This window comes from Clostridium sp. KLE 1755 (assembly GCF_000466465.2).
GTDB classification, from domain to species: domain Bacteria; phylum Bacillota; class Clostridia; order Lachnospirales; family Lachnospiraceae; genus Eisenbergiella; species Eisenbergiella porci.
In genome coordinates this window covers 1-18,083 of sequence record NZ_KE992693.1, presented here as the reverse complement: position 1 = coordinate 18,083, position 18,083 = coordinate 1, and the positions used below count along the sequence as shown (strand labels likewise).

The following is an 18,083-nucleotide window of genomic DNA, read 5'->3' as shown; positions in this document are numbered from 1 at the left end:
AGCTTCATGAATGTCAATGTACGGAATAAGGAACATACAACTCACGGCGTACTAAATAATTTCAGGTTTATGATCAAGGAACAATGGAACTTTGAGAAAAAACCAGTGTTTGTATGGTTAATACGTATTTTTTCCGAATTAGTCGTTTCATTAACAGCAATCTATTTTCCAAAAGCAGTATTGGATTCCATCAGCCGGTCTGTTTCCAGCAGTGAATTTTTATTTCATATTGTTATTTTAACAGTGGTATTAGTTATTTTCCGTTACTTAAGTTTTTATTTAGAACAAAGCATAATAATTGGAGCAATCCGAATCTTAAATATGCGCTTTTACCTGGGGAAAGACTGGAAAGCTCTGGATATGGATTATAGCATAGCAACATCAAAAGAGGGAAAAATGAAGATTGAAAAAGGACATAGTGCCATAAACAGAAACGTATATGTTAACATGGCATCCTACTATATCAATCTGACCGAATTTCTGAAGAGCGTGCTGGTACTGATTTCCTTTAGTACAGTTATTTTGTTATTGGATCCGGTTGTTATATTGATTTTGCTTATTACATATTTGATCGATGGAGTTATTTCAGTCAAAGTACAAAAAGGGAAAAACAGTGTTAAAGAAGAAAGAGCTTCTGTTAATAGGCGCCTGGGTTATGTTTTGGACGATATTGGCAATTCACTCATGGCAAAAGATATTAAAATCTATAAGATGATGAATTGGATCAATGAAAACACGGATAAGTATATAAAGGAATCAAATGAATTAGAGAAGAGGGTGCTAAGAAAGGATACAAACCAGCATCTGGCAGAAGCATTATTGGTATTTGCCCGTACCGGAGGGGCATATTTTTATTTGTTATGGAAAATGTTCCATTCCAATATGACAATCGGTGATTTTACGCTTTATTTTGGAGCAATTACCGGTCTTGGACAATGGTTAAGCCAAATCGTAACGAGAATCGGCAATTTAACTATTGCCAACTATCTTGTAGATGACTATCGTAACCTGATTGAGACTAAAGATCATATGAACAGAGAAAAGAGCTCTGTAAACCCGAATGTGAAGGCAGCATGTGAAATAAAATTCGAAGATGTAAGTTTTCAATATGAGGGAACTGATCGTCCCATATTAAATCATATCAATTTAACGATACATAAAGGTGAGAAGCTTGCATTGGTGGGAAATAATGGGGCTGGAAAGACTACTCTGATTAAGCTGGCCTGCGGACTTCTACCGCCAAAATCAGGTAAAATTTTCTTCAATGGAATTGATATAAGTGAATACAACAGGGATGAATATTATAAAATGATCAGTGCGTCATTTCAGAATGTGTGCCTTCTGCCAATGAGCATAGCAATGAACGTCGGATATAACAATGAAAACAGTATCAACAGGGAAAAACTGCATAAGGCTGTAAAATTAGCCGGATTGGAAGAAAAACTTTTATCGCTGCCATATGGTATGGACACAGAATTAGTGCCTTCTGTGACTGAAGGCGGAATTAACTTGTCCGGCGGAGAAACACAGAAGTTAATGCTGGCACGTGCAATCTTTAAAGAAGCCCCATTAATTATTATGGACGAACCAACGGCCGCCCTGGACCCAATTGCAGAACAGGAAATGTACTTAAAATATAATGAGCTTACTAAAAATCGTACTGCAATTTATATTTCACACCGTCTTTCATCAACAAAATTCTGTGATCGCATCATATTGTTAGATCATGGAATAATCGTGGAAAGCGGAACACATGATGAATTAATGAATTTGTCAGGAAAATACAAAGAACTATATGACGTACAAAGTCAATACTATAAGGGTGATGCCGTGGAGGTAGAGGCGTGAAAAGAATGAAAGGAGAGAAGAGCAGTTTTTCTGAGAATATAGGTTTAATAAAGAGGGCTTTATCCATAATTTCACAATTATCGCCTAATATGTTAAATATCAATTTAATAAAAGCATTTATAGATGCCTTAACTCCTTATATAGCAATCTGTTTGTCAGCTTTGATTATTGACGAATTGGCCGGAGAGAGAAATTCTGATGTATTATTTTGCTGTGTTCTTATTGTAATATCAGGCACTTTGTTTTTCAATATATTATCTATCTTTTTGCAAGAAAAGATAAATATTATGAATGTGTCGTTTCATCATGAATTCAAAAAATTTCTGAATAACCTTAAGCTGAAATTAGATTATGACAAAATGGAAGATCCAAAGTATAATGAGCTTCATTCCAAGATTGTGGGCTCCATGTTTATGACAAATGGAGGGATTACAAGTATCATTGACCTGATTACAAGTATGGCAGCTAACAGTATCTCATTTATAACTGCAGTGATTATCATTGCAAGAGTTCTTATAAAAACATCTGGAAAAAGTAATCTTTTTTCTTCATTTGGAGCCGGCTTATTATACACTTTAATTATAATTGGGTGTATTGCATTGACTGTAAGAAATTCTCGCAAAGAAAGCAAGGAGGAATTTGACCTTTATAAAAATTGTGCCACGAACCGCTATGTTGATTATTACCATTTTAATTACATGGAGGATGATAAGGCTGCCAAAGATATACGTATCTTTAACCAAAGAGATTTAATTATTGATGACTTGTGGAATAAAGCCCGCAAACCCTAGATGAATATCTTAATCAGAAGATCCGGACTGATACAAAAGTATTTTGGTACCAATGTAATCATTTCAACATTTATTGGTGGATTTACATATGTTGTTATTGGTTTAAGAGCACTTAAAGGATATATCAGTTTAGGTAATGTATCTCAAAGCTACGCGTCCATCGTAATTCTGATTTCTTCTATTCAAAATCTTTTTGTTTCGGTATCACAGATCATCAGTAATAATGATTATCTGAAAGTTTTGTATGAATATATTGATATATCGAAGATATCGTCCAAAGAAGGTCTGATTCCAAAAGCACAAAAGGGCTGGGAAATAGAATTTCATAATGTAAGCTTTAAATATCCCTCAGCAGATGAATATGCATTAAAAAATATATCTTTTAGGATAACATCAAACAGCCAGACCGCTGTTGTTGGAGTAAATGGTTCCGGTAAAACGACAATGATAAAATTGTTATGTGGGTTTTATCAGCCTCAGGAAGGATATATCACTTTGAATGGAATCCGGATTAATAATTATGATCGTGATGCATACCTTGAACTATTTTCTGTTGTATTTCAGGATTTCAGGATCTTTGCATTCCCAATAGGAGAAAATGTTGCAGCTTCTGTCCATTATGATGAAAACAGAGTATGGGATGCGCTAGCGAAGGCTGGTCTTAATGAGAAGACTGAAAGCCTGCCTGAAAAGCTTAACCAGTATCTATTTAAAAATATAGATGCTGAAGGTCTGGAAATCTCAGGCGGAGAAGAACAGAAGCTTGCAATTGCAAGAGCTTTCTATAAAGATGCCCCTTTTATTATTTTTGATGAGCCTACTGCAGCACTTGATCCAATTGCAGAATCTGAAATTTATAGCAAATTTAATCAGATTGTCGGTACAAAAGCAGCCATATTCATTTCACACAGACTTTCATCCTGCAGATTTTGCAAAAGGATATTGGTATTCGATCAAGGAAAAATTATTCAGTGCGGAACACATGATGAGCTTCTTCAAAATAGGAATGGAAAATACTATGAATTATGGAATGCTCAGGCACAATACTACCAATAATATGCAGAAGGGAAGAAACAGTAATTAAGCGCTGTTATAAACATGCAAATATATATACTAATAACCAGAATTGGAGAAAATAAATGAATTATTTTAATGAAAACAAAAAGGCCTGGGAAGAGGCCTTCGAACACAAACTTCCCGGATGGGGAGAAGAAAACTACGAAAGGCTGATGAATGAACACCTTCCCTTTTTTTGCCCTGATTTGGCAAAAGAGCTGGAAGCTTTGGATTTTAGAGGGAAAACAGCAGCGCAGTTTTGCTGCAACAATGGACGGGAACTGCTTTCTCTGATGCAGCTTGGCGCAAAGGAGGGCTATGGCTTTGATATTGCGGAAAACATAATCGGGCAGGCCCGCGATACGGCTCAAAAGGCCGGAATTGACAATTGCCGGTTTACTGCCTGCAACATTCTGGAAATACCGGAGGAATACAACAACCGCTTTGATTTTGTGATGTTCACCATCGGTGCAATTACCTGGTTTGAGGATCTTGAGCAGCTATTTTCCAAAGTGGCGGACTGCCTGAGGCCGGGCGGCATTCTTCTTATCCATGATTATCATCCTCTTATGAATATGCTGGCCATGCCCGGTGAGCCTGCATTTGATGAAAAGCACCTGAATCAGATTGCCTATTCTTATTTCAGGAGGGAACCATGGATCGAAAATGAAGGAATGGGATATATGTCGGAGCAATATGTCTCCAAAACCTTTACCAGTTTTTCACACACGATGTCCGACATTATCAATGCGGTCTGCTTTTCGAAAATGAATGTATGCAAACTGAATGAGTATGACTACGATATCGGTTTAACAGAAGCTTATGATAAAAAAGGGTTCCCTCTGTCATTTCTTCTGATTGCGCAGAAATAACATTTTCAATGTGTAACATTTATAACTTTCAAATGATATAGCAAATATTCTTAAAGGATCTTTAAGAAATAAGTAATTGCTGTATGCATTCAGAAAATGGTATAATAGTCCTTGCAATGAGCAAAAAATATGCCGGCTGCCAGTGCATGCCGGTATATTTTTGTCGGGGCAGGACTCTGGCACAGGGCATGCTTTGCATTTACTAAAGAAGAAAGGAAAAAAGACAATGAGGGACAAGGAAACAGAAAAATTTGAAAGAGTGGGCAGGAGCTATATCCTGCTTGTGCTGGCAGCAGGGATTATCCTCCCGTTGGTCGCATCATTAATCATGTGTATTGTTATGGGTGAGATCAGAGTGGATCTGGTTCTCGCTATGTCGCTTATTTTCGGAATTATGATCTGGATTATCATGCTGATGATGATTGCATGGGGTAATTTTTCGAGCCTGTTTGTAAAAAAGACGGCGAAGGAGGTTGACTCGCTTCCTTACCGGTTTGACAGCTCTTTTCAGGGGAGAGGCGGAATTCTCTATATCGACATGACAAACGGCATGATTGGCTTTATTTCTTCCTACAATCCTTTTAAAATCCAGATTTTCAATGCCTCCCGTATTGACCGTATTGAAACAATCGCTTCCGCCATGACAGGGATACGTTTTGTTTTTTATCTGGATGGTAAAAAAATATCCATGCCGACCCTTCTGACCAACCGGGTGGTGAGTACGAAATCCGGAATAGGCGCTGAGGCGGTATCCAAGGCCGATGCTTTCGTGGAAATACTGAAGGCGGCAAAGGCCAGGGCGGAAGGAAGGATGTAGCAATGGGCTGGATATATTATATGCCGGAGATTCTCTTCGTTATAGCGGCAGTAATTGCGGTTTTTGGCGTCATTTCCCTGATACGTGCGCTTGCCGCCGATACGGAAGGCAAAATTCTCTGCCGGAAATGCCAGGCTCCTGCTGTAAAATCTTCTACCCGTACCTATCTGTTCCTGATACCTGCCTCTTTTGAGCAGGAGTATGGGGATCCCGAGGGGTATCTGAGCAGGAATATGAAGCCGATTGCAGGAAAGGAGCAGATCCCCACAGGACGGCGCGCATGCTGGCTTGAGGTTTTCACCTGTACCAAATGTGATGAAAGGCAGGTGCGGATCAAGGATTTCCTTCAGGTGAGGGGAGAAGAATATCTGAAAGGGACTTATATTCTCCCTTATGAGCCATTCCGTCCCCTGACAGAACAATGGGAGGAAATGAACTGGGGCAGGTAGCACCGGTAATATCAGAAAGGATCTGCAGACCGCAGGAGAATAGGCTATGGATAAGTTTTTAAAAATACTGGATTTCGTACTTGTGATTGCAGCTATAGTACTGGCTGTATATGTAGGAAAAAATATCGGGCTGGAATATCTGATGCGGGGCAGGGAGGAGCCTGTTACCCTGTCCATGACTGAGGGCGGCCTTCCTGAGGATTACATCGGCAGGCCTGCCGGCGGGGATATCCCCCTCATTGAGGACGGACATAGCTGGGAGGAAGCCTGGGCAACTGACTATATAACGATACAGCCTGTGGGTATTGTATCCACAGGAGTAGGTGCCCTTCATCCCTGGGTTGACGCATACACCACCCCGACACGCAGAAACAGAGGCGGCTGGAAAGCGCCTGTAATAACCAATACAGCATTGGACGTTTTCAATGAATATGGGGAATTCTATCTGCTTCAGCTGCCGGATGAATCGTACATACTGGCCCAGCTGCCGATGGAAGAGGCAAGGAAGCTGAAAATGGGAAAAGAAATCACCCTGCCCGTCGGCCGGAAAATACCGCTTAATATGCAGGCGAAGGGCAGCCTTGACGGAATCTGCTATGAATATGATGTTCCCATGGATGATGTTTTTTACTGCATTAATGATAAATGGAATGATTCCCATGAATTCGGACTTTTTCTGCTGCGCATCGCAATTGCCGTTCTGGTATTGTTTTCCTTTGGAACCGCATTCATTATGCTGGCAGAGAAGATTTTCAAACGGGAGAAAAAGTAATAAGCGGTAATTGATTACCGCCAACAGAAAGCGGCAGGAGAAAGAGCGTGGGACAATTTATTATTGAGGCAAGTAATATCAGAAAGAAATACGATGACAAAACTGTACTGAAGGATATTTCACTGCAGGCGCAAAGAGGGGAAGCTGTTGGCCTTGTGGGCGTAAATGGCTGCGGGAAAAGCACGCTGCTGCGGATTCTGGCCGGCCTCAGCAATCCATCCTCAGGAGAAGTGAGCCTGCAGGCAGGAACCCGCATGGCCTTCATTCCCGACCGTTATGAGAAGATCAACATGACACTTGGAAAGTTCATGGAGCATATGTATCTTATGGAAACGGAAAGAGAAGGCCGTGACCGTATGGCGCATTATCTGCATCAGTTTCATCTGGAGACCATGCTGAAAACTCCCATGAAATATCTTTCCAAAGGAACGCTGCAGAAGGCGGCGGTGATTCAGGCTCTGCTTGGGAAAAGAGATCTGATGTTTCTGGATGAACCCCTTTCCGGACAGGATACGCTGTCCCAGATGACCCTGATACAGGAGCTGCGAGAGAGAAAAGAAAAGGGAATGGCGCTGATTATGGCCTGCCATGAAACCTATCTCATTGAAGAGCTGGCTGACCGGATTTATGAGATCAAAGAAGGAGAGCTGGCTGACGGCATTCCCTATGTGTATGGAACACACAGAAAACAATGCAGCCTTCTCTTTAAGCCCTGCAGCAGGCAGAGTGTATTGGAAATCCTGAAGCAATGTCTTCCTGAAGAAGGCTGGAACATTACGGATTTTGGGACAATCTGCAGAATAGAGGCCGATACTGTTCTGGCGGATAAGCTGTTTGGAATCTGCCTGGAAAAGCAGTGGCATATTGTCAGATATGAGGAGGCGGATGAGACATGACAGCTGAAACGAATGCTCCAGGTTCAAAGCGTTTTGCCCGGGCGGCACATCTTCTGGAAATCTTCCGTTATGAAAGGGAAAAATATAAGCACAGCAGCCGGATGATCCTTCCGGCCATCCTTTTGTTTTTTTATCTGGGTTTTGCCTATTCCATGGCGCCCCAGTATGTACTTGACAGCTTCAGCATCTGTTCCCTTGTGGTATTTCTCCTGATGCTTGCCATGGGGGTTATGTATGAGGATATTATCTTTCCCATGATTGATCAGACCGTATTTATCAAAACGGAGGAAAAAGGACTGCTGTTTGGCGGCCGGTGCCTTCTGGTGGCTTATATCAGTCTGGAGACCGCCGCTGTCAGCGCGGTGTATCCTTTTTTATGCGATCTGGTGAATAAAAAAGGGTTGTTTATGAGACCTCTGACCGCTGCAGATATCATCAGCGCTTTTTTCCTTTTCTGGATTATAGGGATCAGCGGAGGCATTACGGGACTTTTTGCCAACAGGAGGATTTTCCATAAGAGAGAAACAGCCTTGATTCTCAGTGTGTTAATAGGACTTATTATAGTCCTTAAAGGGGCTGTGGGCGAAAAGTTCGCTGCCGTACGTCTGGTGACCTGGGTTCTGCCGCCGGTATATGATTTAAGTGTTAATTATTGTGCGGAGGAATACTTTCATTTTTCCAGGCTGTGGATTTATTTCTTCTGGATGGCAGCTTACACAGTGCTGGAGACCTGGATCTATATTAAGATAATGGTAAGAAAAAAGTTTGAATAATTTCGGGATTATTACCAACACACCTGAAAATCTGCTGAAAGATAAGTGCCTGCCTTCCCGGGAAACCAGGAGAGCAGGCACTTTATGATTTACCAAACCGGTCAATGAAGAACATTAATCGAGGATGCCGCGGACGGGGTTATGAGCCATGGCAGGGCCTCTTTCATAGGTGGTTTCCAGTTCCAGATAGCGGCCCTCAAGGCTGCTTTTTTCAAAAGCGGTCATGATTTCCAGTACATGCAGAGTCTGGCTGCAGTCTGCCCTGCAGGCCCTTCCGGTGCGAAGTGCTTTTGCCATATCGGCGACACCCAGGCCGCGGCTGTTTTCCTGATAATCGAAGGCCAAAGGGATTTCCTTGAAGCTGCCGTCTTCAGGGCGCAGGAGAGTGATGCTCCCGCCGAAGCAGTTGGGATCAGGAACGCGCAGGGTACCTTGTGTCCCATAGATTTCAAGTTTATCCTGTCTGTCATAATACACGTCAAAGGTGGTGGTAACAGTAGCTACCGCACCGTTTACGAACTGAAGGATACCATTTACATGGGTTGGAACCTCCACCGGAATTACAGTACCGCACTGGGGTTCGCTGGTAATGGTGCGCGTTTCAAAGGATTTTGCAGTCAATCCGGTCAATCCTTTAACTCCGCCCAGAAGGTTGACCAGTGCAGTCATATAATAAGGTCCCATATCCATCATGGGGCCGCCTCCGTACTGATAGTAAAAGGCAGGCGCCGGATGCCAGCTCTCATGCCCATGGCAGATCATCTGCGCTGTTGCGCCTATGGGCCGGCCGATAAAGCCATCGTCAATGAGCTTACGGCAGGTCTGGATTGCCGCCCCCATGAAGGTATCAGGCGCTCCTGCGAGAAGCAGTCCTTTTTCCCGGGCCATGGCAACCAGCTCCTTGCCTTCTTCCAGAGTGGCCGCCAGCGGCTTTTCACTGTATACGTGCTTTCCCGCCAGAAGAGCCGCTTTGGTGGTGGCATAATGTTCAAAGGGGCGGGTGAGGTTAAGGACGATTTCCACCTCCTCATCCTGAAGCATTTCTTCCATAGAGGTATAGGCTTTGGGGATTCCATATTCTTTCTGGGCCTGCGCTGTTTTTTCCGGAATAAGGTCATAAACGCCGATTACCTCCACTTCCTTAAACAGCCCGGTCAGATTTTTCAGATAAATTCCGCTGATGGCACCCAGTCCCAGAATGCCGATTCTTACTTTTTCCATAATTACTCCTTTCCGGCAATGCTATGTATCGGTTCAGATAGTTGAATTATTACAGGTATCATAACGGCTCAGTTCCGTCGCAGATACTGCGCTGGCCTGCTGGGAAATATCCGGATATCAATACATTTTTGCCGTATTTTCAAACCTCTCCGTGGTCAGCTTGTGCTCTGAGGCATATTCTTTACCCTGAGCTGCCCAAAGCATACCGCGCTCCATAAGAATCTGTGCCTCAGGGGATTTTTCAAAAACGTCATCGTGATGTCCCAGCGAATTATAGAACACCCGGCCGTTGCCCCAGAATTTTGTCCAGGCTACAGGCATATCCACTTCTTTATTGGAAATATGATAGTAGGGAACAATGGGGAAACGTGTGGTTGCAAGCACCTCTACCGCCGGATCCACATGCAGATAATATTGTTCGCTGCATACCGGGAAATCCTCCAGGCCTTCCACAATAGGGCTGGATCCCTTGCAGATATTAACCTGATAGGAGATGCCATCGCCGCCGGGATGGCTTACCCACTGTCCACCAGTCATAAATTGCCATTCCACATCCTCACGGAACGCATCGCACATCCCACCGTGGCATCCGGCAAGTCCGGTGCCGGCCGCTACGGCCTTCACAATGTTTGCCCTTGCTGCGGCATCGATCTTGCCCATTGTCCAGCAGGGAATAATAAGATCCTGACGCATCAGCAGATCCAGATCAAGAAGCACCTCCTGATTGTCGTAAATCTTGCATGTGTAGCCGTTTTTCTCCATCAGCTTCGCAAATCTTGCGGCGACCTTGACCGGTTCATGGCCATCCCATCCGCCCTGGAAAATCAAAACATTTTTCTCTGTCATAGCAAATCCTCCGCTTTTCTTGATTATGCTTGTATTATAGCAGGACGGCGCGTATAATGATTGCCATAACTAAAAGATTAGTGGCCATAAATTGCGGTCATTCCAGCCACAGGCAATATTCCGGGAGGGAGAAGGGGAATGAATCCTTTTTATGAAAGGCGGAGCGGCAGGCTCCAGATCGGTGTATCGGACAATATGAATTTTCCGGCGCATCTGCATGATGATGTGGAAATGCTTTATTGCATGGAAGGGGAAATACGGGTTTCCGTTATGGGGGAAACAAGATTGCTGCAAAGCGGCGAATGCGCGGTTATTTTCCCTGAGCGGGTACACAGCTATACGACGGAGCATACATGCAAAGCGCTTCTTTTGATTTTCGGTTCGGCCATCGCCGGAGCTTATGCGGGAAGCATCCGGAAATATTATCCTGCCAATCCTTTTTTGGGGAAAAAGGATATCCCAGCGGATACCGCCCTTGCTTTCAGACGGCTGTGCAAAAAAGAAATAAACTCTGATCCGGGCCTGTGCGGCGCCTGGATCCAGGTGGTACTGGCGTATCTGTTTCCCCGTCTGACGCTTTGCGAAGATGAAAGCCCGGAAAATATGGATCTGACCTATCGTCTGGTACAGTACATTATGGAACATTTCCAGGAGCCTCTGACCCTGGAAGAGCTGGCAAAGAAGCTGCATGTTAATAAATACTACCTGTCCCATACCTTTTCCGCCCGCCTGCAGATGAGCTTCCGGGAATACCTGAACCGTATCCGCCTGGAATATGCCATGCAGCTCATACGCACCACCGGAAAGCCGCTGACGGAAATATGGGAAGATGCAGGTTTTGAAAGCCAGAGAAGCTTTAACCGCGTTTTCCGGGACGCGGCGGGGATGACGCCTAAGGAATACAGGAGCAGAGGAATGTAGCTGCAGTTCTTGCTGGACTGATGCAGCACCATAGTATATAATGAGGAAAGGTTAAGGCAAAAGGAGGGTGGTTGTTGTATGACTACAGATATATATTCTGCATAGCAAAGGCTATTGCAGACAATAAATCATATAATATGAAAGACTTGTAATAGCCTTTGCTCATCCGGGAAACTATTCCCGCGGACAGCAGGCCGGCCGGATATGCAGTGAACACTGCCAGGTTATATATCCAATTGGCTTCTGCCGAGGGAATCAAATGTCCGCAGCTTACTGCGGGGGATTTGACTTTTCAGGAGGGCAGAATGGGCTACAGAAAGGCAGAAAAAATATTGCCGCCGGAGGTGGTGGCACTGATACAGCAATATGTGGACGGAGAATATATTTATATACCAAGGAAAGAAGAAAACAGGAAATGCTGGGGAGAATCCACGGATTACCGCCGGGAAATGGATGAAAGGAACCGCCGGATTTATGAGGACTATCTGTCAGGCATGAAAACGGATACATTATCCATGAAGTATTTTCTTTCTGAAAAAAGTATCCAGAGAATTATTGCAAAAGAGAAAAAGAGACCGGCATGAGCAGCCGGAGGGGAAAGGATTTCGTAAACCGCAGGGCGGGACGGGATCCTTTTTTTGTTCAGCCCATGACTGTCCAGTTCCTTGAACTGTCAGCTTGGCGCATCATTTTTTCAGAAAAGAATTTGGGAGCGCCGCAGCCGGTTTGAAATGTTACAATACAAAAGCCGGCAAATACAGGGAAAAAAGAATAGTTAGAGCAACAGTCCGGTTATCTGAATTGTTGCCGGTAAGGACTGTTCTTTTCCCAAGAGGGAGGATCGATTTATGACAGAAGATATTTTTCATGCATAGCAGAAGCTATTGTATGAAATGTGAATATTGCGGCTGAATTTAAAACAGCCCGGGAATTTTTCAGTTCCTTCAATGCTATTGCGTTGACCTGCTGAATAGTTTATCGGCTTTTTACAAAAATAAAATAGCTTCTGCTGTTTCCCTACCTGTCAATCAGACACAAGAAGGAGATGCAGACAAGCTTATGAAAATAGAAAAATGGGCCATAGTGCCTAAAACCGCACCTGCAATTATCAGAAATTGTTCAGGGTGCCGTCGAAAAACAATATTTCACAGTAGTGGAAATTTTCGAATTAACGCCAACGGTAATAAAATAGATGTATGGCTCATCTACCGGTGTGAAAAGTGCGCTTCCAGCTGGAATCTGGATATTTATACACGGATTTCCCCAGATTTCCTGGACAGAAGGCTATACACACGATTCCAGCAAAATGACAGGAAAACGGCATTGGAGTATGGCTGCCGTAAGGAGATTTTAAACCGGAATAAGGCGGAAGCTCTGTGGGAGCAGGTGGAGTATGATGTAGAGATTACGGAATTACCTTTGCTTCAGACCCAATTGTCTCAGACGCAGACAGAAAGGTCACAATTATATCCGGCTGAAGGCGAACAGGAATTCAACGATGAAAGAGTATTCATAACTATTTATAATCAATATGGTATGCCGCTGAGGTTGGATAAACTGCTGTGCAGCCATTTCGGCTGGTCCAGAAAAGAAACTGCGAAAATGGAGGAAGAAGGGTTTCTTCGTATTTTATCCGGCGGAAAGAGCTGCAAAAATAAAATACCGGAAACTATGGCAATAGAGATTAGAAATATATAAAAAATGATACTTTTGATTTTTACATATTCAGTGCATTGTTGTGCCCAGTACAGTGAAACAATTGAATCAAAGTTACAATCAAATATAGAACATACTTACTTAAAAAAATGCCGGTTTTCTAACAATGGAACCGGTATTTTTTTGTGGGATGCATTCATCTGTTGGAATAGGTTAGCTTATGAATCTGCTGCTACGGCAATGACAAATATTCTATTCCAAAAGGAAATTTATTACATGCTTTTAACGGGAGTGATGATACCGACCTCTGCGTTGATTTTCCCATTGTTTCAAATCGTAAAAGGGCTTAAAATAAATAATATCCCTTTTCCCTGATTTTCAGGCAGGACAACATGGAATAATCCTGAAGGAGGCGTAACGGTGACATTAATAATAAACAACAATTTAGAAAGAGAGGGTATGAAAAAATGAAACTGGATTTTGCAACCTACAAAGACAAGGTGATGGGCTGCTGGGCAGGAAAAAATATCGGAGGCGTGCTGGGGGCGCCCTTCGAAGGAAAGCGACAGGTAAACGATATTTCCTTCTACACGCAGGATCTGTCCATGGGGCCTCCGCCCAACGATGATCTGGATCTGCAGATTATCTGGCTGGCCGCGGTGGAGCGTTACGGAAGAAATGTAAATGCATCTATTTTGGGAGAATACTGGCTTTCCTATTGTATTCCCAACTGGGTAGAATACGGGACAGGAAAAGCTAACCTGCGTGCGGGCCTGCAGCCTCCCCTTTCAGGCCTGATCGATAATACTTATAAGGACAGCTGCGGCTGCTATATCCGCTCCGAAATCTGGGCCTGCCTGGCTCCCGGCAATCCGGATCTGGCTGCACGCTATGCCTACGAGGATGCTATTGTAGATCATGAAGGCGAAGGCATGTATGGTGAAATTTTCTTCGCGGCTCTGCAGAGCGCCGCTTTTGTGGAAAGCGACAAACGGACTCTGATAGATATTGCCCTGTCCTATATTCCTGAGGAAAGCGCAACGGCAAAAGCGATCCTGAAGGCCCTGGAATGCTACGATAATCATACAGATTTCAGGGAAGCCCGCATCCAGATCCATAACACGGCTCCCGGTACCTTCGGCATTCAAAGCGGCACCCTCAGTGAAATCCCTGTGGAAGGAAATGAAGGGATGGAGACAGGAGCACCGGGCTTTGACGCTCCTGAAAATGTGGCATTCACTATTGCAGGCTGGTTATATGGCGGGGAGGATTTCGGCAGAAGCCTCTGCATGGCGGTGGCCTGCGGCGAAGATACGGACTGCACATGTGCCACATTAGGCGCAGTGCTGGGAATCATAGCCGGCGCATCAGGCCTTCCGGAGGAATGGACAGCTCCCCTTGACGACAAAATTGCAACGCTCTGTATTGACAAAACAAGCGGGGGAATCTGGGTGCCCTCCACGGTAACCGAACTGACAGAACGGGTAATGAAGGCAGCCCCCGGGTTCCTGGGACAGGATATCTGCGATATTTTTGCAGAAGGCGGAATGACAATCGAATGCAAAGAGGGCAAAGCGCTGTATTGTAGCAGGACAACGGATTATCTGCCTAAAATAAACGGCAACGGAAAGGATGAGGCGCTTCCCATCAGAGAGCTTTGCAGCCTGTCTCCCTATGTGGTAAGATATTCCTTCCCTGCCTTTAATCTTATGGTTGATTATGAAAATTCCGTTTTCTTCAAAGCAGGAGAAGAGCGTAAGATAAAAGTGACCGTGACCAATTCGCATACGATGAGGCAGCAGCAGTGGGCCAGGATTACGGTTTATATGCCGTCAGGCGTGGAACTGAAAAACGGAAGGGCCTTTACGCTTCCCCTGAATAATCTGTACGGCTCAAAGGCTGAAGCTGAAATCGTTTTTAATGCGGATACGTTTGATGGCGGCAAGCTGGAATTTATAATTGAAGTATCTCTGGAAGGCAGACATTCTTCCGGCGCGGTTAAGGTTACACTGATGAGAGAGGCATAATTTTTAAACTGGAGGCAGGCATGGGAAATTCTCTGAAGGTGATGCTGGTTGATGATGAAGCCCAGAGCGAATAAAAAGCTTGGTAACGATTTTCTTTACCGATGTTGAATAATCCACCCGATTCGTTATAGTATAATGGTTAATGAACTTAAACGAAAGGAGCCCGGATAATGAAACAGCATCGAGTGGAAATTGATACGTCCAAATGCATTGGCTGCGGTATATGCGCCAGGGTATGCCCCGCGCACAGCATAGAGATAAAGGACAAAAAAGCAGCAACCCTGTTGGACGATTGCCTGATGTGCGGGCAATGCACCGCAGTCTGCCCTATGAGGGCCGTTTCAATCAGCGGCTACGATACCGGACAAATTGAGAAAAAAGAAGATTTCCGCCTGAAGCCCGGGGAGATTTTGGATGTCATCCGCTTCCGAAGATCCATAAGGCAGTTTAAGCAAAAAGAAATTCCAAAGGAAGTACTCAGCCAGGTTCTGGAAGCAGGCAGGCTTACCCATACGGCCAAAAACATGCAGGACGTTTCCTTTGTCGTACTCAATAAGGAAAAGAGCCGCATTGAGCAAATGGCTGTCAGCCTGTTCCGGAAAATAAAGCCATTTGCCGATTTATTCAGCCCCATGGCACGCAAAAATAAAATTGATGAACACTTTTTCTTTTTTAACGCCCCGACAGTGATTGTTATTCTGGCCAGGGATAAAACGAATGGTATACTCGCCGCACAGAATATGGAATTTGTAGCGGAGGCGAATGGCCTGGGCGTGTTATTCAGCGGATTTTTCACAATGGCGGCAAATACCTCCCCTAAAATCAGGAAGGCAATAGGCATTCCGAAGGGAAAACGTGCCGCCATGACATTGGTGCTGGGCTATCCGGATGTGAAATTCTTACGTTCCGTACAACGTGAAAAATTAATCGTCAAATATATGTAGAGGGCTAAAAATGGCAAAAGAATGTGAAGAAAATTTACAGAAAATCGTGGCCGGGTTCCGGGACTGCCGGAATGCGTTCACCGCTATTGGCGATGAAACGAGACAGTTGATTCTTCTCGTGCTTTTGGAAAGTGATCTGTCGGGAATCCGGGTTGGGGAGATTGCGGAAAAAACCCATTTAACGAGGCCTTCCGTTTCCCATCATCTGCAGATCCTGAAAGAAGCCGGAATCGTTGCAATGCGGAGAGAGGGAACGAAAAATTATTATTATCTGAGCGCCGATGAAACGCAGTGGAAAGAGATTTCAGATGTAATCAACCTTATTTATGCAAGCGTCCGGCATATCAGCAAATCATGACAGGAGGAAGCAGATTATGATTTTATTCTTTTCCGGGACAGGTAACAGTGAATATGCCGCTAAGAGAATCGGCAAAGCAATCAATGACGACGCCGTGGATTTATTTGGGAAAATCCGCAGCCATGATTATTCTCAGCTGCACTCAGAAAAGCCCTGGGTTATCGTTGTCCCCACCTATGCCTGGAGGATACCGCGCATCGTGCAGGAATGGCTGGAGAATACAGCGCTTACGGGAAACAGAAGCATTTATTTTGTAATGACCTGCGGCGGCAGTATCGGAAATGCAGGCGCTTATCTTGAAAAGTTATGCAATGCAAAGAAGCTTGATTTCTGCGGCTGCATGGAAGTGGTAATGCCAGAAAACTATATTGCGATGTATTCCGCGCCGGCACAGGACGAGGCACTGGAAATTATCCGCCGGTCGGAAAAAGTGCTGGATGAGGCTGCCCTTTTGATAAAGAGCGGCAAAGTATTTCCCCGGCCTGCCGTCGCATTGAAGGATAAAATAAGCAGCGGTATTGTGAATGACATTTTTTATCCGGTATTCGTCCATGCCCGGAAATTTTATGCTGATGATTCCTGCATTTCCTGCGGCAAATGCGTTCAGGTCTGTCCCCTGGACAATATCCGCCTGTCAGACGGAAAACCTGTATGGGGTAAGAGCTGCACCCACTGCATGGCCTGTATCTGCCGCTGCCCTGCGGAAGCGATTGAATACGGAGAACACAGTAAGGGCCTGATACGATACATCTGCCCGGAAAACCCGGAAAAAAGCTGAGGAACGTAAAAAATATCTGCGGCAAAATAAATTGACAGGGAAGGTTTATTGTTATAAACTAGGTTTATGACAATAAACCTTTTTGCATATATAAACTGAAAACAGCTGTTTAACCGCCAATGAAGAAAGTGAGGCCCGACATTCATGGAAATACCGAAAATCCCGGATGGAGAATACCGTTTTGCAGATCTTGTATGGGAGAATGAGCCCATAAATTCCACAGCATTAATTAAGACAGCCCAGGAACGCCTAGGCTGGAAGAAAGCCACCAGCTACACCGTTTTAAGAAAGCTGTGTGAAAAAGGCATTCTGAAAAATGAAAATGCTACCGTAACCGCTATTGTAAAAAAAGACGAGGTATGCAGGCAGGAAAGCGAACAGCTGATACACCGGAGTTTCGGGAACTCCCTGCCTGCCTTTGTCGCCGCTTTCCTCAGGGATAAGAAGCTGACCCGTCAGGAAGCGGAAGAGCTGAAGCGTCTGATAGATGCCGCAAGCATGTCGGATGGACGAAACGATTCATAAGAAGGGAGAGAAAAAATATGGAAGGCCTGCTGCATATTTTTCCGAAAATACTGAATATGACCCTGTCCGCTTCCTGTGCGGGCGTTGTGGTCCTGCTTCTGAGAGCCTTGCTGAAAAAAGTGCCTGCGGGGTATTTTTATGCGCTCTGGATCCTGGTGTTTGTAAGATTTTTGTGTCCCTTCAGCCTGGAATCGGCCCTCAGCCTTATTCCAGTCCGGCAAGATGCAGTAACCTATAAAGGGATGGTTTCCACCGGTTTTCAGGCATATACCTCCATAGTCAACAGCCTTGCGCCGGACAGTGCCGTACGCAGGGCGACAGCTGCAGCCGGAAGAAGCGGCATCGCGCCTGACAGACTGCTGATGGGAATGTTTTTCACTCTGTGGCTGTTGGGAGTGTTCATAATATTGGCGGCTGCATTGTATACTTTTCTGCGCTTGAAGAAACGAACGGCCCAGGCCGTAATTCTTGTGGGAAAAACGAAAGGACGGGCGCCGGTTTACGAATCGGCAGCGCTGGAAACCCCCTTTCTG

General features: G+C 44.5%; 20 protein-coding genes. 18 read left to right on the top strand and 2 right to left on the bottom strand.

From position 1 onward, the window contains the following. Positions 1-6 precede the first annotated feature (6 nt). The 9 genes from HMPREF1548_RS09490 to HMPREF1548_RS09450 all read left to right on the top strand — a co-directional run bounded on the left by HMPREF1548_RS09490 (position 7) and on the right by HMPREF1548_RS09450 (position 8,274). Positions 7-1,848, top strand: a complete 1,842-nt coding sequence (locus tag HMPREF1548_RS09490) for an ABC transporter ATP-binding protein (RefSeq protein ID WP_021635800.1) — start codon at positions 7-9, stop codon at positions 1,846-1,848. Next, a complete protein-coding gene (locus tag HMPREF1548_RS09485) occupies positions 1,845-2,639 on the top strand; it encodes a hypothetical protein (protein ID WP_035321655.1) in 795 nt (264 codons plus the stop codon). Before HMPREF1548_RS09490 ends, HMPREF1548_RS09485 begins: the two co-directional genes overlap by 4 nt. After that, positions 2,640-3,695, top strand: coding sequence for an ABC transporter ATP-binding protein (locus HMPREF1548_RS09480; RefSeq protein ID WP_021635798.1), 1,056 nt, complete (start codon positions 2,640-2,642; stop codon positions 3,693-3,695). An 83-nt stretch (positions 3,696-3,778) separates the two neighbouring features. Then, positions 3,779-4,567: a class I SAM-dependent methyltransferase gene (locus tag HMPREF1548_RS09475; protein ID WP_021635797.1), complete on the top strand. Its 789-nt coding sequence runs from the start codon at positions 3,779-3,781 to the stop codon at positions 4,565-4,567. 226 nt (positions 4,568-4,793) lie between these two features. Beyond that, complete coding sequence (locus HMPREF1548_RS09470) at positions 4,794-5,384, top strand: hypothetical protein (protein ID WP_035321654.1); 591 nt, start codon at positions 4,794-4,796, stop codon at positions 5,382-5,384. 2 nt (positions 5,385-5,386) lie between these two features. Beyond that, positions 5,387-5,833, top strand: a complete 447-nt coding sequence (locus HMPREF1548_RS09465; RefSeq protein WP_021635795.1) for a hypothetical protein — start codon at positions 5,387-5,389, stop codon at positions 5,831-5,833. Positions 5,834-5,879: 46 nt separating this feature from the next. Next, entirely contained in the window at positions 5,880-6,605 is a 726-nt protein-coding gene (locus HMPREF1548_RS09460) for a hypothetical protein (protein ID WP_021635794.1), read from the top strand. Positions 6,606-6,652: 47 nt separating this feature from the next. Next, positions 6,653-7,501: an ATP-binding cassette domain-containing protein gene (locus HMPREF1548_RS09455; RefSeq protein WP_021635793.1), complete on the top strand. Its 849-nt coding sequence runs from the start codon at positions 6,653-6,655 to the stop codon at positions 7,499-7,501. Further along, the gene (locus HMPREF1548_RS09450; protein ID WP_021635792.1) at positions 7,498-8,274 is read left to right on the top strand and encodes a hypothetical protein; all 777 of its coding nucleotides are present in this window, start codon (positions 7,498-7,500) and stop codon (positions 8,272-8,274) included. The genes HMPREF1548_RS09455 and HMPREF1548_RS09450 overlap by 4 nt, the downstream gene beginning before the upstream one ends. A 114-nt stretch (positions 8,275-8,388) precedes the next feature. On the opposite strand, the gene HMPREF1548_RS09445 is transcribed toward HMPREF1548_RS09450, so the two are convergent. Together HMPREF1548_RS09445 and HMPREF1548_RS09440 are read right to left on the bottom strand one after the other, a co-directional pair. Then, positions 8,389-9,495: a Gfo/Idh/MocA family protein gene (locus HMPREF1548_RS09445; protein ID WP_021635791.1), complete on the bottom strand. Its 1,107-nt coding sequence runs from the start codon at positions 9,493-9,495 to the stop codon at positions 8,389-8,391. 117 nt (positions 9,496-9,612) lie between these two features. After that, positions 9,613-10,341 carry a ThuA domain-containing protein gene (locus tag HMPREF1548_RS09440; RefSeq protein WP_021635790.1) on the bottom strand — a complete coding sequence of 243 codons (729 nt, stop codon included), beginning with the start codon at positions 10,339-10,341 and terminating at the stop codon, positions 9,613-9,615. A 138-nt stretch (positions 10,342-10,479) separates the two neighbouring features. On the opposite strand from HMPREF1548_RS09440, the gene HMPREF1548_RS09435 reads away from it, so the two are divergent. The 9 genes from HMPREF1548_RS09435 to HMPREF1548_RS09390 form a co-directional block, all read left to right on the top strand. Then, a complete protein-coding gene (locus tag HMPREF1548_RS09435) occupies positions 10,480-11,262 on the top strand; it encodes an AraC family transcriptional regulator (RefSeq protein ID WP_021635789.1) in 783 nt (260 codons plus the stop codon). Positions 11,263-11,567: 305 nt separating this feature from the next. Then, positions 11,568-11,846, top strand: a complete 279-nt coding sequence (locus HMPREF1548_RS09430; RefSeq protein WP_025489812.1) for a CD3324 family protein — start codon at positions 11,568-11,570, stop codon at positions 11,844-11,846. 475 nt (positions 11,847-12,321) lie between these two features. Then, entirely contained in the window at positions 12,322-12,960 is a 639-nt protein-coding gene (locus HMPREF1548_RS09425; RefSeq protein WP_021635785.1) for a DUF1062 domain-containing protein, read from the top strand. Positions 12,961-13,385: 425 nt separating this feature from the next. After that, positions 13,386-14,945: an ADP-ribosylglycohydrolase family protein gene (locus tag HMPREF1548_RS09415; RefSeq protein ID WP_021635783.1), complete on the top strand. Its 1,560-nt coding sequence runs from the start codon at positions 13,386-13,388 to the stop codon at positions 14,943-14,945. 170 nt (positions 14,946-15,115) lie between these two features. Next, entirely contained in the window at positions 15,116-15,889 is a 774-nt protein-coding gene (locus HMPREF1548_RS09410; protein WP_021635782.1) for a nitroreductase family protein, read from the top strand. Positions 15,890-15,899: 10 nt separating this feature from the next. Then, positions 15,900-16,247 (top strand): ArsR/SmtB family transcription factor, encoded by a 348-nt coding sequence (locus tag HMPREF1548_RS09405; protein ID WP_021635781.1) that lies wholly within the window; start codon positions 15,900-15,902, stop codon positions 16,245-16,247. 16 nt (positions 16,248-16,263) lie between these two features. Next, positions 16,264-17,025 carry an EFR1 family ferrodoxin gene (locus HMPREF1548_RS09400; protein WP_021635780.1) on the top strand — a complete coding sequence of 254 codons (762 nt, stop codon included), beginning with the start codon at positions 16,264-16,266 and terminating at the stop codon, positions 17,023-17,025. Positions 17,026-17,169: 144 nt separating this feature from the next. Further along, positions 17,170-17,550, top strand: coding sequence for a BlaI/MecI/CopY family transcriptional regulator (locus HMPREF1548_RS09395; protein WP_021635779.1), 381 nt, complete (start codon positions 17,170-17,172; stop codon positions 17,548-17,550). 17 nt (positions 17,551-17,567) lie between these two features. Next, on the top strand, positions 17,568-18,083 hold a 516-nt coding region (locus HMPREF1548_RS09390), incomplete at its 3' end, for a M56 family metallopeptidase (RefSeq protein WP_021635778.1).

Bases quoted from the DNA above. Each gene is read 5' to 3' on its own strand.
- HMPREF1548_RS09490 (WP_021635800.1), top strand. From the start codon at position 7: ATGAATGTCAATGTACGGAATAAGGAACATACAACTCACGGCGTACTA.
- HMPREF1548_RS09480 (WP_021635798.1), top strand. From the start codon at position 2,640: ATGAATATCTTAATCAGAAGATCCGGACTGATACAAAAGTATTTTGGT.
- HMPREF1548_RS09475 (WP_021635797.1), top strand. From the start codon at position 3,779: ATGAATTATTTTAATGAAAACAAAAAGGCCTGGGAAGAGGCCTTCGAA.
- HMPREF1548_RS09470 (WP_035321654.1), top strand. From the start codon at position 4,794: ATGAGGGACAAGGAAACAGAAAAATTTGAAAGAGTGGGCAGGAGCTAT.
- HMPREF1548_RS09465 (WP_021635795.1), top strand. From the start codon at position 5,387: ATGGGCTGGATATATTATATGCCGGAGATTCTCTTCGTTATAGCGGCA.
- HMPREF1548_RS09460 (WP_021635794.1), top strand. From the start codon at position 5,880: ATGGATAAGTTTTTAAAAATACTGGATTTCGTACTTGTGATTGCAGCT.
- HMPREF1548_RS09450 (WP_021635792.1), top strand. From the start codon at position 7,498: ATGACAGCTGAAACGAATGCTCCAGGTTCAAAGCGTTTTGCCCGGGCG.
- HMPREF1548_RS09445 (WP_021635791.1), bottom strand. From the start codon at position 9,495: ATGGAAAAAGTAAGAATCGGCATTCTGGGACTGGGTGCCATCAGCGGA.
- HMPREF1548_RS09440 (WP_021635790.1), bottom strand. From the start codon at position 10,341: ATGACAGAGAAAAATGTTTTGATTTTCCAGGGCGGATGGGATGGCCAT.
- HMPREF1548_RS09435 (WP_021635789.1), top strand. From the start codon at position 10,480: ATGAATCCTTTTTATGAAAGGCGGAGCGGCAGGCTCCAGATCGGTGTA.
- HMPREF1548_RS09430 (WP_025489812.1), top strand. From the start codon at position 11,568: ATGGGCTACAGAAAGGCAGAAAAAATATTGCCGCCGGAGGTGGTGGCA.
- HMPREF1548_RS09425 (WP_021635785.1), top strand. From the start codon at position 12,322: ATGAAAATAGAAAAATGGGCCATAGTGCCTAAAACCGCACCTGCAATT.
- HMPREF1548_RS09415 (WP_021635783.1), top strand. From the start codon at position 13,386: ATGAAACTGGATTTTGCAACCTACAAAGACAAGGTGATGGGCTGCTGG.
- HMPREF1548_RS09410 (WP_021635782.1), top strand. From the start codon at position 15,116: ATGAAACAGCATCGAGTGGAAATTGATACGTCCAAATGCATTGGCTGC.
- HMPREF1548_RS09405 (WP_021635781.1), top strand. From the start codon at position 15,900: ATGGCAAAAGAATGTGAAGAAAATTTACAGAAAATCGTGGCCGGGTTC.
- HMPREF1548_RS09400 (WP_021635780.1), top strand. From the start codon at position 16,264: ATGATTTTATTCTTTTCCGGGACAGGTAACAGTGAATATGCCGCTAAG.
- HMPREF1548_RS09395 (WP_021635779.1), top strand. From the start codon at position 17,170: ATGGAAATACCGAAAATCCCGGATGGAGAATACCGTTTTGCAGATCTT.